A 14396-nucleotide genomic window follows, 5' to 3' on the forward strand; every position below is an offset into this window, starting at 1 on the left:
CTTAGCCCCCTACCCCGCGCTACTTGCGCGGGCCACGCAAGGCGGTAACGTACTGCTGCAACGTTTCTGGCGTTGCCTGCGCGGGGCTAAGCGGCTCACCGACGGCAAGCGTCAGGCGGCTCATCACGCCCCGGCGCAAAGGCCGTGGCCAACGCGCGTCGGCGGCCCGCGAAAACACGCTGCCCCATAACCCGCGCAGCGCCATCGGCACAACGGGCACGGGTGTGCGTTGAATGATTCCGTGAACGCCCTGGCGAAAAGGATTGAGCTCGCCGGTTTGCGTCAGCTTGCCTTCGGGGAAAATACAGACCAGTTCGCCCTCGGCCAACGCGCTAGCGCAAGCGTCATAGGCCTGCTGCAACAAGGCCGCATCTTCACGGGCCGGGGCAATCGGAATCGCCTTCGCATGGCGGAACACCCAGCCCGCGAACGGCGTGCGAAAAATCCGGTGATCCATCACAAAACGAATCGGCCTCGGGCTCTCAGCCATGATGACAAGCGCATCGACATAACTCACGTGGTTACACACCAGCACCGCGGGCCCTTCATCGGGAATACGTTCAGGATGAACCAGACGAATCCGGTAAATCGTGTGCACCAGTATCCAGGCGAGAAAGCGCAGCAAAAATTCGGGCACCAGCGAGTAGATATAAAACGCCACCACGATATTCAGCAAGGCGATCATCAGGAAAATACCCGGAATACCGACACCCAGTGCGGTCAGCCCGATGGCCATCAGCGCGGAGGCGATCATGAAGAGCGCATTCAAAATATTGTTGGCCGCGATGATCCGCGCCCGGTGGCTGGCCTGGCTGCGGCTTTGCACCAGCGCGTACAGCGGCACGCTATACAGCCCGCCCGAGAGCGCCAGCAAAAAGAGATCGGCCAGCACCCGCCAGTGGGCAGGCTGCGCCATGAACTCGCCCAGCGCCAGCAGTTGTCCGGCCGCTGGCCGCGCCTGGCTAGCGAAATACAGATCGATCGCAAACAGACTGATGCCAATCGAGCCCAGCGGCACGAGGCCTAGTTCGATGCGCTGCCGCGAGAGCCGATCGCACAACAGCGAGCCCATGCCAATACCGACAGAGAACGTAGCCAGCAGCACCGTGACGACGTCCGGATTGGCCAGCAGCACGTCTTTGGCAAAACGGAAAAAAGAAGAGAGAAACGTCGCACCCACGAACCACAGCCAGGAAATGCCCAGCAGGCTCAGAAACACCGCACGGTTTTCACGCGCAAGACGCAAGTTGCGCCAGGTTTCGCTAAAGGGATTCCAGTTGATGCGCAAATCGGGCTGGGGCGCTAGCGTTTCGGGTACAAAGCTCGATACGGCACGCCCCACGACAGCGAGCGCCACGCAGATTGCCGAGAGCAGCAGCGCACCGTGCTGGCCAAAATCGGCGGCTGCGCCACCTGCAATCGTGCCAAACAGAATGGCGACAAAAGTGCCCATTTCCACCAGCCCATTGCCCCCCACCAGTTCGGTTTGCGACAAATGCTGCGGCAAATACGCATATTTGATCGGGCCGAATATCGTTGAATGAACCCCCATCAGGAAGGTGCACAGATACAGCAGCGGTGCGCTATGCAAGCAGAACCCCGCCGTGCCGACCAGCATCACCGCGATTTCAAAGCTTTTCACCAGACGGACCAGACACGCCTTGTCATATTTGTCCGCAATCTGGCCGGATGTCGCCGAAAACAGCACAAACGGCAAGATAAAAATCGCGGAAATCAGGAATGCCGCCGTTTGGGCATCGACACCGGAAAAACGCGCGGTCTGAAACGTGACGAGCGAGGTAAAACCAATCTTGAACACGTTGTCATTCATCGCCCCGAAAAACTGAGTCCAGAAAAATGGCGCAAAACGCCGCTCACGCAGCAGGCCAAACTGGGAAGAGGACGCGTGTTTGCCGCTCGCGCGTACTGCGCGACAAACAGCAGGAGACGGTTGTTCATTCATCCGGATCGTGAAGAAAAGTGAAGGGGTGAAGGGCTGAAGGGGTGAGGAGGTAAAAAGATGACACGCAGGAGGCCGCGGCCATGACGCGTTCATTGATGCCAGCGATGCGGCCATGTCCCGCCGATACGGAGCGGATAGCCAAAGCGGCTAGCGTGAGCAGCCATTCATGTCTGTCACGCCTGCGCTAACCGCGAAAATGGAACTGGGGAAAACGCAAAGGGAGGAAGTTTTCTGCCTGCAAACACAGGCTACACGGACAAGCTACGGGGCTGATGCGGCAAGGTCCCAAACCCGCGGCACAACGCCTAGCGGGCCTGCTGTTCCTGCTCATCCGGCCAGTCGCGGATATAAGCCTTGAGCATGCGGTTTTCAAAGCCCTGCTCGTCCACCACGGCTTTAGCCACGTCATAAAACGAGATCACGCCCATCAGCGTGCGGCTATCCATCACGGGCAAATAACGCACATGATGTTCGAGCATCATGCGCCGGACTTCGTTGACATCGGTTTCTGGGGTGCACGTGAGCGGATGGTCATCCATGACCTTGCGGATCGTCGAGGCACCGACGCTGCCGCTATTGCGGCTCAAGAGGCCAATGACTTCCCGAAACGTTAGCATTCCGACCAGATCGCCATATTCCATGACGACCAGTGAGCCGATATCGTGCTCCGCCATGGTGTTGACGGCATCGAGCAGCGGGGTATCGGGGGTGACGGTAAAGAGCGTATTGCCCTTGACCTTGAGAATGTCGGTGACGCGCATGAATGTCTCCTGATGATGCCGATAATGCAAATTTAGTCTCTGATGCTAGCTGAAAGGCCTGCAAAAGAAAAGCCACGCCAGGCACGTGAAACACCGGAATACCGGGCGCTTGCAATAGCCGGAGGCCTCCGCCCGCGCTGCGCCAAAACGCCACGGCAACGGGGTTGCATCAGTCAGCGGCACGCCGCACAATGCTTGAGCTCACGCGCATCGGCACAGCCACCTGCAGCGCCCATTCCGGAGGCTATGATGGCCCACCCCGCACAAGCCCGGCATTTCGCCAGTTTTGCTGAGTTTTATCCTTTTTATCTCAGCGAGCACCGCAACCCGATCTCGCGCCGGTTGCATTTCATGGGCTCGCTCGGCGTGATTGGCTGCGTTACCATGGCGCTCGCTACCGGCGGCTGGCTCTGGCTCCCCGTCGCCATCGTCTGCGGTTATGGCTGTGCCTGGGCCGGTCACTTTTTCTTCGAGAAAAACCGGCCCGCAACCTTCCGCTATCCGCTCTATAGCCTGATGGGCGACTGGATGATGTTCAAGGACATTTGCCAGGGCAAATTACCGCTTTAAATAAATCCGCGATTTAAACCCGTGCCGACACCTTGCCGTCGGCCTTATTTCGCTTCCGCTTCCGGCTCCCCGTTCGCGTCATGTTTGCGCGCTGCCGCCAACAGTTCGGCCAACGAGACATTCAGCTTGTCGTTCTTCAGCACCGCGAGCAGTGCCGTGCAATCCACCTGGGTCGAATCCAGCTTCAACTGATATTCCAGTTCCGCATGGTCGAGCACAAAAAGATCGATCAGACGCGCCACCGTAATCTGCTCAGGGTTGGCCAGCAGCAAAAAGCGCGCGCGCTCGCCCTCTTCCTGCAAACGGACAATCCACTCAAGGCCTTCCAGCTCGCGCAGCAGACGGCTCATGGTTTCCATATCACGGCGCAGCAGGCGCGCCAGTTCCTGCACGGTATAGCCCCGCGTGCCCGCCTGGCGCGCCTGCATGAGCCAGGCGAGCAGTTCAAGCGCATCGAGCAAATCGCTGCCCGCAAAGCGCGGCCGGTGAAACTGGCCCACTCGAATCGCGGGCAAGGCCGACGCCACCATGGCACCCAGCAGCGTGATGAACCAGCTCATATACATCCACAGCAGGAACATCGGCACCACGGCAAACGCACCGTACACGACGGTATAGGTTGGAATGCGGCGGATGCTATAGCCAAAACCGCGCTTGGCCAGTTCGAACGCCAGCGCGGCACACACACCGCCCACCAGCGCATCGCGCCATTCCACACGGCAATTGGGCAGGCAGATGTACAGCATCGTGAAAGCCAGCGCAGGCAGGGGCATCGCCGCGCTGACCAGCGCCCAGCTGATCACGGAAGGCATGTGCTGAACCGCGCTCAGCGTCATCGACTGGGTGAACAGATACGACGAAATCGACAGGCTGCCGCCAATCAGAATCGGGCCCAGCGTCAGGATCGACCAGTACACCAGCACGCGCTGGGCGAAGGGCCTGGACTTGCGCACGCGCCAGATCACGTTAAAAGCGGATTCGACCGTCATCATCGTCATCACCGACGTGACAAACAGCACGATCATCCCGACGGCAGTCAGGCCCTTGGCTTTCGAGGCAAATTCATTCAGATACCTGAAGATCTGGTTATTGATTTGCGCGGGCATCAGATGCTCGGCAAGAAAACCCTGCAGCGCCATCTGGAATGACGCGAAGATGGGAAACGCCGTGAATAGCGCAAAAGCAACCGTCGCCAGTGGCACCAGCGAAAGCGTCGTGGTGAAGGTCAAACTGCCTGCCACCTGGGGAATCCGGTCTTCGCTGCTACGTTTCGCAGCAAAATGCGTAAGACGGTTGAGTGTATCGAGATCGACACGCATCCTGGACAGCACTGACAGCACACTTACCTCCTTTTGCATCGTGAACCTGAAGGTCCTGACTCCGCCCCGAACCCCATACCCCAGGCGGACTCAGGCGCTCAGCGGCAGGCGCGGGCGCCTATAATACGCGCTCACCCGGTGAGGCTTATGAAAGACATTCTTGTGCTTTATTACAGCCGTCATGGCGCGACCCGCGAACTTGCGCTGGCACTCGCCCACGGCATCGACAGCGTTCCCGGCATGCAATCCCGCGTGCGTACGGTTCCCCCCGTTTCCACAGTTTGCGAAAGCACGCAGCCGGACATTCCCCGCGATGGCCCGCCCTACGTCGAACTCCGCGATCTCGAAGAATGCGCCGCACTGGCGCTCGGCTCGCCCACCCGCTTCGGCAACATGGCCGCTTCGCTCAAATACTTTCTCGATGGCACGACGCCACAATGGCTGTCCGGTGCGCTGGCAGGCAAGCCCGCCTGTGTTTTCACCTCGACAGGCAGTCTGCACGGCGGCCAGGAATCCACCTTGCTCTCGATGATGCTGCCGCTGTTGCATCACGGCATGCTGATCGTCGGCATCCCCTATACCGAAAGCACGTTGAGCACCACGCAAAGCGGTGGCACGCCTTATGGCGCGTCCCATTTCGCCCGCGGCGGCACAGCCGGGCCAGGCCTCTCCACCGATGAAAAAACCCTTGCCGTGGCGCTGGGCACCCGGCTCGCGCGGACGGCCGCGCTGCTCGAGGCACGTCCTTGAGCCCTTCCCGCCTTCCCGCCATCCCGCCCGCGCACGCCTCCGCGGCCCCCGTCACGGTGCGGCGTTATGCCGGCCTGGGCGCGGCGGCGGCACTACTCGCGCTGGTCGTGCTGGCGCTGGCGTGGGAAGGATGGCTCGCGCCCCTGCGCCCTGGCGGCTCGACCCTCGTGCTCAAGGCCGTGCCGCTGCTGTGCGCCGTGCCGGGCGTATTGCGGCGGCGCCTCTACACGCTGCAATGGGCGGCGCTGCTGATTCTGCTGTATCTGGCCGAAGGCATCGTGCGCGGGATGTCCGACTCCGGCCCGAGCGCCTGGTTTGGCTGGCTTGAAGCGCTGCTGGCACTGGTTTTCTTTGTCTGCGCGCTGGCCTATGTCGCGCCCTTCAAACGTGCCGCCAGGCAGGCTGCACGTGCCGCTTCAGCCCGCACGGCGACACACTGAGATCACGAGCATCGGGACTTTTTCCGCATCTGCCGTTCGGCTTCCCGTTCCTGGTTTCTCTTTGCTTCTCTTTGCTTCTCTTTGCTTCTCTTTGCTTCTCTTTGCTTCTCTTTGCTTCTCTTTGCTTCTTTTACCCACGATGGTCCGCCATGACCGCTTCCACGCCCTCATCCGCCCAGTCTGCCTTCCTCACGGCCTGCCGCGAGTCCATCGGGACAAACCATGTCCTGAACACGCCCTCTGACACCGCGTCTTACCTCACCGACTGGCGCCGCCGCTATACCGGCGCAGCCTGCGCGGTGCTGTGTCCAGCGAGCACGGAAGAAGTCGCTGCCATCGTGCGGCACGCGCTGACCCACCGCATCGCGCTCGTGCCACAGGGCGGCAATACCGGGCTCGCGGGCGGCGCCACGCCCGACACCAGCGGCACGCAGGCGCTATTGAGCCTGCGTCGGCTGAAGCGGATTCGCGCGCTCGATTTGCATAACAACACCATCACGGCCGAAGCCGGTGTGATCCTCGCCGACGTGCAAGCCGCGGCGCTGGCCGCTGACCGGCTCTTTGCACTGAGCCTCGCGGCCGAAGGCAGTTGCACCATCGGCGGCAATCTGGCCACCAATGCGGGAGGCACCGCCGTGCTGCGTTACGGCAATGCCCGCGAGCTGTGTCTCGGCCTCGAAGTCGTCACGCCCGAGGGCGAATGCTGGGATGGCTTGCGCGGACTGCGCAAGGACAACACCGGCTACGACCTGCGTGATTTGTTTATTGGCGCGGAAGGCACGCTGGGCATCATCACGGCGGCGGTGCTGAAACTGCATCCGCAGCCCGCGGCCCGTGTCACGGCACTGGCCGCGCTGGCCTCGCCTCAGGCCGCGCTCGCGTTTCTGGCGCTCGCGCAACGTGCGGCAGGCCCGCTGCTCACAGGTTTCGAGCTGATGTCCGATTTCTGTGTGCGCTTGGTCGGGCAGCATTTTCCACAGTTGCCCTACCCGTTCAGGCACAAGCATGCGCAGATCGTGCTGCTGGAGCTTTCCGACAACGAAAACGAAGCCCACGCACACGCGTTATTCGAGCGCCTGATGGCGGCGGCGCTTGAACAGGGGCTCGTGGAAGATGCCGTAGTCGCCACGAATCTGGCCCAAACGGCGGCCTTCTGGGCATTGCGCGAACATATTCCGCTGGCGCAGGCAAAGGAAGGGCTCAATATCAAGCACGATATCGCGCTGCCCATCTCGCGCATCGCGGATTTCATGAGCGCCACCGATGCCGCGATTGCGCAGGCCGTTCCCGGCGCACGCCAGGTCACTTTCGGCCACCTGGGCGATGGCAACTTGCACTACAACGTCGCCGCGCCCCCTGGCGTTGAGGCACAAGCGTTCCTGGCGCAGCATGAAGCCACCATCAACCGGCTCGTCCATGACAGCGTGCAGCGGCACCATGGCAGCATCAGCGCCGAACATGGTCTGGGCCAGTTGAAAATCGATGAAGCCGCGCGCTACAAATCCACGACCGAACTACGCCTGATGCGCACGCTCAAGCACGCATTCGATCCCCTGAATCTGATGAACCCCGGCAAGGTGTTGCGCTGGCACTGAAGCTAAAACCGATGCGCCCGCACCTTCTCCTCTGGCTGGAGCCGCTAGCGTGAAAATTCGCGTCCTGTCCGATTTGCATCTGGAATGCCAGATGCCCGAGACCATCCCCTATGCACAAGCCGATCTGGTGGTGCTGGCGGGCGATATTCACAATCACGCCGAAGGCTTGCGCTGGGCGGCCGAAACCTTCGGCGACGACGCGCCCGTGGTCTACGTGCCAGGCAATCACGAGTACTACGACGGTGAGATGGGCGCGCTCGAAAACGCCATGCTAGATGCGGCCCAGTCAGGCGGGCGAGTGCATTTCCTGAATAACGCAGCGCTCGTCGACCCAGCCGGACGCTGGCGCGTGCTGGGGACGACGCTCTGGACCCATTTCGCGCTATACGGCGCGGATGACGCCACGCGTCAAGCCGCGATGGAGGCTGCACAGCAGGTGATGCTCGATTTTCGCGGCCTGATCCAGCTCGCCTGGCCATCGGCGTCAGCTCCCGGCGCCGATGTCATGCGCGACACCACCCGCGACCTCACCCCCAACGACACCCTCGCACTACACGCGCAAGCGCGTGCCTGGCTCGAACAGCAACTGGCGCAGCCGTTTGCGGGCCAGACAATCGTGGTCACGCATCATGCGCCGCACCGGCTCAGCCTGGCACCGCGCTATGCACAAGACCCCGTGTCAGCGGGCTTTGTGAATGATTTGCCCACGCTCGTGCAAGCGCCGGTCGCACTCTGGATTCACGGCCACACGCACAGCGCTTTTGATTATTCGGTGAATGGCACACGGGTGGTCTGCAATCCCCGCGGCTACCGCAACCGGCGCACAGGGCAAATGGAAAACCCGGATTTCGCCTGGGACAAGATCATCGAGATCTGAAGCGTGGGGCTAGGCCCAGGCCTGGGCCCACGCCCACATCCCAAGCCGTCAGGTCCGGGCGAACAGACGCAACTCCTCCTGCTCGGCAGCCAGTGTGGCGGGCAGTTCATCGCGCAAAAACTCAACCCAGGTGCGGATTTTCGCGTCGAGGTACTGACGCGAGGGATACAGCGCATACAGGTTCATCTCCTGCAGCGTGTACTGCGGCAGGATCCAGACCAGCTCGCCGCTGCGAAAACGGCTGATCGCCGAGAAGACGGGTAGCACGCTGACCCCCATTCCCTCACAGGTCGCCACCGCCATCGCCTCGGCGACATTCACCTTGAATGCCGCCGAGGCGAGAGTAAAGCTCTCCTGGCCGTTCGGGCCACTGAAAACCCATTCGTTCGACGGATAAATCGGTGTCACCATCTGCAAACAGGTATGCTCGGCGAGATCCGCAGGCGTTTGCGGCACCCCATGGCGCTCGAGGTAATCGGGCGATGCGCAGGCAATGCTGAACACCGTGCCCAGACGCTGTGACACCAGCCCCGAATCCGGCAGCGTTTGCGCGAGCACCAACGCCACGTCATAACCTTCGTCCAGCAGATCGGGCGCGCGTTGCGCCAGGGTCAATTCGATTTGCACATCAGGATAACGTTGCTGGTAGTGGCCCACGGCCGGCACGATGTAATGCTGGCCGCAGCTTGTCATCGAATGCACCCTGAGCCGGCCGGATGGCCGTGCATGAGCGTCGCCCGCTTCAGCCTCCGCCTGGTCGACATACGCCAGAATCTGCTCGCAACGCTGCAGGTAATGCGCACCGGCCTCGGTCAGCGCGATGCGCCGGGTCGTGCGGTTCAGGAGCCGGGTGCGCAAATGCGCCTCCAGATCCGACACCGCGCGCGAGGCATAAGCCGTCGTCGTATTCAGATGCTGCGCCGCCCCTGTGAAACTACCGGCCTCCACGACCCGTACAAACACTCGCATGTTTTGAAGCGTATCCATACCTGCTCACCCTCTTTTGCACCGTCTTCTAGACCGCTGGATTGTTGCATGAATTGAAATCATCATTATCTCAATCTCCGTAAAAATACATTTCATCTTTACGGGTTATTCGACAATCTCTCGAAAAATATAATACCGAACCAGCTTCTATCACCAATTCAAGGGGTAAATCGTGCAGTCTCCGGTACCAAGAGGGATCGCCACCCTGGCGTTTCTTGCGATCTCATTAACAATCACCGGCTGCGCCAGTACCCGGGGAATCGCGCCGCAAGCCGCCGGGCTCGACCCCATGTCGCTCGATGCAGGCGCGGCGCTCCGTGCCGCCAATGCCGACGCCCAGTGGCCGGCCGCCGACTGGTGGCAGGTCTATCGTGATCCCCAGCTTGATGCCTGGATCGAGACCGCCCAGGCCGGCAACCCCACCCTTGCCGCCGCCCAGGCACGCGTGCGCGAAGCACTGGCCATGGCGGGCGTGGCCCGCTCGGCGCTGGCGCCGCAAATCGACGCTCACCTGTCAATCCAGGGCGAGCACTGGCCCGACAACGTGTTCTACGGCCCCGGCCCGCTCGCCAGTCAAAACACCTGGAATAACACCGGCATGATCGGCCTCAGCTATCACCTCGACCTCTGGGGCAAGGATAAAAACACCGCCGAACGCGCACTCGACACCGCCCATGCCCGTGCCGCCGATGCCCGCGCCGCCCAGCTTGAGCTGCAAGCCAACATCGTGAGCGCTTATATCAGTATGTCGCTGCATTACGCGCTGCTCGATATCGCCAAGGCGACCCTTGGGCAACAGCAGCAAATCGTTGATTTCGCCCTGCGCCGCCTGAAGGGAGGGCTGGGCACGCAGCTCGAACTCAGCCAGGCGCAAACGCCGCTGCCGGAATATGAACGGCAGATCGACGCCCTCGAGGAAGCCATCGCACTCGATCGCAACCAGCTTGCGGCGCTCGCCGGCAAAGGGCCCGGCGCGGCGGACACGCTGCGGCGTCCAGCGCTGGCGGCTACCGCCCCCGCCGGCCTGCCGTCCACCTTGCCCGCCGAACTCATCGGCCACCGGCCTGATATCGTCGCGGCCCGCTGGAGCGTGGCGGCGCAAGCGCGTGGCATCGACGTCGCACACGCCAACTTTTATCCCGATATCAACCTGCTGGCATCGGTGGGGGGCTATGCCGCGATGGGGCCGCTCTTCCAGTTCATGCATGGCTCCAATGGCAGCTGGAGCGCGGGCCCCGCGCTCTCGTTGCCCATCTTCGATGGCGGCCGGCTGCGCGCCGAGCTGGGCGCGGCCGCGGCGGGTTACGACGTGGCTGTCGAGCGCTATAACCAGACGCTCGTCACCGCACTGCGAGAGATCGCGGACCAGGTGGTGCGGATACGCTCGCTCGCTACGCAAGAAAAAGATGCGCAACGCTCGGTGGACGCGGCACGCAAAACCTACTTGCTCTCCAGAACAGGCTATCAGCGCGGTCTGACCGACTATCTGAATGTGCTGGTCGCGCAAAGCCAGTTACTGCGGGCTCAGGAAGGCGTGGCACGCATTCAGGCCCAGCGTCTGGGCGCGCATGCCTCGCTGGTCACGGCGCTAGGCGGCGGCTTGATCCACGCCAGCGACAACCCGGATGCTGGCGAAATGCTGCCCACGAAGGGCAAACAGGCCCCCGCGCCCGTTGCCACAGCGGCGCCTGCCTCAGTAAGCACCCCAGTGACGACCCCAGCGGCCATTCCAGCGGCCGCCCCTCCCCCCACCGCGGCCCCCGCGCCTTAAGCCCGGAGGCACCTGATGTCCGCGTCTTCTTCCTCTCCCACGCCACCGGTACAGCCGCGGCCGCTGGCGGCGCTCTATGACGCCGCCGCCGACTGGGCCCGCACCGATGGCCGCACCTGGCTTTACCTGTTCAAGGCCATCTCCGCCGCGCTGCTCGCGCTGGGCATCGCCATGAAGCTCGATCTGCCCCAGCCGCGCAGCGCGATGACCACCGTGTTTATCGTGATGCAGCCGCAAAGCGGCATGGTGCTGGCCAAAAGCTTCTACCGCATCTGCGGCACGCTGGTTGGCCTCGTCGTCATGCTGGCGCTGCTTGGCCTCTTCGCCCAGCAGCCCGAAATGTTCATCATCTCGACCGCGATCTGGATCGGCATCTGCACGGCGGGCGCGGCGCGCAACCGCAATTTCCGCTCATATGGTTTCGTGCTGGCAGGCTATACCGCCGCGCTGATCGGTATTCCCGCGTCACAACATCCCGATGGCGCGTTTTTGTCGGCGCTCACGCGCGTGGTCGAAGTCATTCTGGGGATCATTTGCGCCGGAGCAGTCAGCGCCCTCGTGTTCCCGCAGCAAGCCGGGCATCAAATGCGCTCAACCGTGCGCGCCCGCTTTGGCGCGTTTGTCGAATATGTTTCGGCCTCGCTGTCCGGGCGCGCGGACCGCACGCAGATCGAAGCCACCAATGCCCGTTTCGTCAACGACATCGTGGGCTTCGAAGCCACGCGTAGCGCCGCCGTGTTCGAGAGCCCCGAAACACGCATGCGCAGCGGCCGGCTGTCGCGGCTCAACGGTGAATTCATGACCGCTTCAACGCGGTTTCATGCGCTGCATCAACTGATGAACCGCCTGCGCGACACTCACGCGCTCACCGCCATCGAAGCGCTCGAGCCGTACTTCAAGGAAATCGCGCCCTTGCTGTACAAATCGGGCAAACCCGTGCTGAGCGCCGCCGATGCCGCTCAAGCGGCGAATCAGCTCGAAGCCTACAAAAGCGCGCTGCCCAAACGCATTCGCGCCACGCGGGCCACGCTCGAGGCTCAGCCCGAGGTGCCGCTGCTCGACTTCGATACCGCTGCCGAGCTGCTCTACCGTTTCGTCGATGACCTGCACGCCTACGCGCAAACCTATGCCTCGCTGGCTGTCGACAGCCATGCGCGCGAACGCTGGATCGAGCGCTACGAGCCCAAGACCAATCTGCTCTCGGCGGGCGTAGCGGGATTGCGCGCAACCGTGGTGATGATCATTCTGGGCGCGTTCTGGATTGCCACCGCCTGGCCAAGCGGCGCCACGCTCGTACTCAACGCGGCGGCGACCTGCGCTCTTGCCTCCTCATCGCCGTATCCGACGCGCACCGCCTGGCAGATGGCCGCCGGCACGCTGCTCGCCACCTTGATGGGGCTGGTGCTGGAGTTCGCCGTTTATCCGCGCATCGACGGTTTTCCGCTGTTGTGCTTCGCGCTGGTACCGTTCCTGGCGATTGGCGTGTTCATGACGACGCGCCCGAAGCTGGCAGGCTATGGCGTCGGCTATTGCATCTTCCTGTGCTTCCTGGCGGCCCCGGACAACGTGATCCGCTACGATCCCACTGGCTTTCTCAACGATGCGCTCGCGCTGCTTTTATCGATGACGGTCTCGTCGATCGCGTTCGCGGTGCTGCTGCCGCCGTCCAACCCGTGGCTACGCAACCGGTTGCTGGTCGATCTGCGCCGCCAGGTCGTGCTGGCCTGCCGGGGCAGTCTTACCCGGCTGCGCAGCCGTTTCGAAAGCGGTGCGCGCGACCTGATGTTCCAGATCAACGCGGTTGCCGAGGGTGAACCCCAGCTCAAACACGACACGCTGCGCTGGCTGTTCGCGGTGCTCGAAACCGGCAACGCGATCATCGATCTGCGCCGCGAGATCGCCGCGTTACCCGGCGACACCCGCTATAGCGCGGCCATGCCGTGGCAGGCAGCCGTACGCGCCATGAATGCCGCCGTCGCCGCGCTCTTTCGCCAGCCGCGCCCGGAGCGGCTCGATGCAGCGCACACGGCGACCGCGCACGCCATCGCCGAAGTCCAGCAATTACTGGGCAGCTTCACGCCCTCGCGCGAGGAGCGGCATCAGGTGCAACGCGTGCTGAGCCATCTACACTTTATCCGGACAGCGCTGCTCGACCCGCAGTCCCCCCTGGCGGCGCTCGCGGGCAAGCCGCAATCCCACGAAGGAGTTTCCCGTGCCCCGTGAAATCGCTGTTCTCGACGCCTATGTGCCTGCCATCGTGCTGCTGTTCATCGCGGGCGCTTTCCTCACCTGGCTGCTTGACCGCGTCCTCGCCCAGACCGGGCTGTACCGCATGGTCTGGCATCCGTTCCTGTTCCGGGCCAGCGTGCTCGTCTGTATCTGTGGCGTGCTTGGGCTCGCCGTTTACCGTTGATTAGAGTCAAACCATGACCATCCGAAATATTCTGGGCTTTGTCGCAACGGCCATCGTTTTCATCGTCGCGCTTCTGATTGGCCGGACCTTGTGGGTCTATTACATGGACGAGCCCTGGACCCGCGACGGCCGCGTGCGCGCCGAGATCATCACGGTCGCGCCAGACGTATCGGGCGCCATCGTCGAACTACCGGTGCATGACAACCAGCCGGTCAAAAAAGGCGACCTGCTGATGCAGATCGACCCGGCGCACTACCAGATCGCGGTCGCCCAAGCCGAAGCCGCCGTCGCCGCACGCGCGGCCGAGCTGCAAATGCGCCGCGACGACGCGCGCCGGCGTGCGGACGTCGACAGCCTCGTGGTATCCAAAGAATCCCGCGAGAACGCCACGCATTCGGCCTCCACTGCCCAGGCGCAATACCAGCAGGCACTGGCGGCACTGGATGCGGCCAAGCTGAACCTGGCGCGCACGCGGGTGGTATCGCCAGTTGATGGCTATGTCACGAACCTGAGCGTTTATCGCGGCAACTATGCCAATGCCGGCGTAGCGAAGCTGGCGATTGTCGATAGTCATTCGTTTTGGGTGTATGGCTATTTCGAAGAAACCAAGCTGCCGCGCGTGAAGATCGGGGCGAAAGCCGAAATCCGGCTCATGAGCGGTGGCGTGTTGCAAGGCCATGTCGAAAGCATTTCGCGCGGCATTTACGATCGTGACAATCCACAAAGCCGTGAGCTGCTGGCAGATGTGAACCCGACCTTCAACTGGGTGCGGCTGGCGCAGCGCGTCCCGGTGCGCATCAAGATCGACAAGGTGCCCGACGGCATCACGCTCTCCTCGGGCACGACCTGCACCGTGGTGGTGTCGCCCAGCTGATAGCCTCACGGGGGCCGGGGGCCGGGACAAAAGGACAAACGGCGGCACTGACGGAGCCGCCTGCGCGCCTGCCTGT

Annotated in this window: 13 protein-coding genes; 9 read left to right on the top strand and 4 right to left on the bottom strand. The window is 62.6% G+C overall.

Annotated features, from left to right (window positions below):
• Positions 1-19: 19 nt before the first annotated feature.
• Positions 20-1963, bottom strand: coding sequence for an MFS transporter (locus GH657_RS09800; RefSeq protein ID WP_153100549.1), 1944 nt, complete (start codon positions 1961-1963; stop codon positions 20-22).
• A 305-nt stretch (positions 1964-2268) separates the two neighbouring features.
• The gene (locus GH657_RS09805; protein WP_153100551.1) at positions 2269-2724 is read right to left on the bottom strand and encodes a CBS domain-containing protein; all 456 of its coding nucleotides are present in this window, start codon (positions 2722-2724) and stop codon (positions 2269-2271) included.
• A gap of 249 nt (positions 2725-2973) precedes the next feature.
• On the opposite strand from GH657_RS09805, the gene GH657_RS09810 reads away from it, so the two are divergent.
• Positions 2974-3294, top strand: a complete 321-nt coding sequence (locus tag GH657_RS09810; protein ID WP_153101709.1) for an Mpo1-like protein — start codon at positions 2974-2976, stop codon at positions 3292-3294.
• Positions 3295-3338: 44 nt separating this feature from the next.
• On the opposite strand, the gene GH657_RS09815 is transcribed toward GH657_RS09810, so the two are convergent.
• Positions 3339-4613 carry a YihY family inner membrane protein gene (locus GH657_RS09815; RefSeq protein ID WP_174769975.1) on the bottom strand — a complete coding sequence of 425 codons (1275 nt, stop codon included), beginning with the start codon at positions 4611-4613 and terminating at the stop codon, positions 3339-3341.
• A gap of 147 nt (positions 4614-4760) precedes the next feature.
• On the opposite strand from GH657_RS09815, the gene wrbA reads away from it, so the two are divergent.
• From wrbA to GH657_RS09835, 4 genes are all read left to right on the top strand, one after another.
• Positions 4761-5363, top strand: a complete 603-nt coding sequence (gene wrbA / locus GH657_RS09820; protein ID WP_153100552.1) for an NAD(P)H:quinone oxidoreductase — start codon at positions 4761-4763, stop codon at positions 5361-5363.
• Positions 5360-5803: a DUF2069 domain-containing protein gene (locus tag GH657_RS09825; RefSeq protein WP_153100554.1), complete on the top strand. Its 444-nt coding sequence runs from the start codon at positions 5360-5362 to the stop codon at positions 5801-5803. Before wrbA ends, GH657_RS09825 begins: the two co-directional genes overlap by 4 nt.
• Positions 5804-5952: 149 nt before the next feature.
• Positions 5953-7398, top strand: a complete 1446-nt coding sequence (locus tag GH657_RS09830) for an FAD-binding oxidoreductase (RefSeq protein ID WP_153100556.1) — start codon at positions 5953-5955, stop codon at positions 7396-7398.
• Positions 7399-7447: 49 nt separating this feature from the next.
• Positions 7448-8275, top strand: coding sequence for a metallophosphoesterase (locus GH657_RS09835; RefSeq protein WP_153100558.1), 828 nt, complete (start codon positions 7448-7450; stop codon positions 8273-8275).
• Between the two features lie 48 nt (positions 8276-8323).
• On the opposite strand, the gene GH657_RS09840 is transcribed toward GH657_RS09835, so the two are convergent.
• Positions 8324-9262 carry a LysR family transcriptional regulator gene (locus GH657_RS09840; RefSeq protein ID WP_153100560.1) on the bottom strand — a complete coding sequence of 313 codons (939 nt, stop codon included), beginning with the start codon at positions 9260-9262 and terminating at the stop codon, positions 8324-8326.
• A gap of 172 nt (positions 9263-9434) precedes the next feature.
• On the opposite strand from GH657_RS09840, the gene GH657_RS09845 reads away from it, so the two are divergent.
• Genes GH657_RS09845 through GH657_RS09860 form a run of 4 tightly spaced genes read left to right on the top strand, consistent with a single transcriptional unit; the run spans position 9435 to position 14320 of the window.
• Positions 9435-11033 (top strand): efflux transporter outer membrane subunit, encoded by a 1599-nt coding sequence (locus GH657_RS09845; RefSeq protein ID WP_153100562.1) that lies wholly within the window; start codon positions 9435-9437, stop codon positions 11031-11033.
• Between the two features lie 15 nt (positions 11034-11048).
• Positions 11049-13256, top strand: a complete 2208-nt coding sequence (locus GH657_RS09850; protein WP_153100564.1) for an FUSC family protein — start codon at positions 11049-11051, stop codon at positions 13254-13256.
• Entirely contained in the window at positions 13246-13446 is a 201-nt protein-coding gene (locus tag GH657_RS09855; protein ID WP_153100566.1) for a DUF1656 domain-containing protein, read from the top strand. Before GH657_RS09850 ends, GH657_RS09855 begins: the two co-directional genes overlap by 11 nt.
• A 13-nt stretch (positions 13447-13459) precedes the next feature.
• Entirely contained in the window at positions 13460-14320 is an 861-nt protein-coding gene (locus GH657_RS09860; protein WP_153100568.1) for an efflux RND transporter periplasmic adaptor subunit, read from the top strand.
• The last annotated feature ends 76 nt before the right edge of the window (positions 14321-14396 follow it).

The sequence above is a fragment of the Paraburkholderia hayleyella genome (assembly GCF_009455685.1).
Classification (GTDB): Bacteria; Pseudomonadota; Gammaproteobacteria; order Burkholderiales; family Burkholderiaceae; genus Paraburkholderia; species Paraburkholderia hayleyella.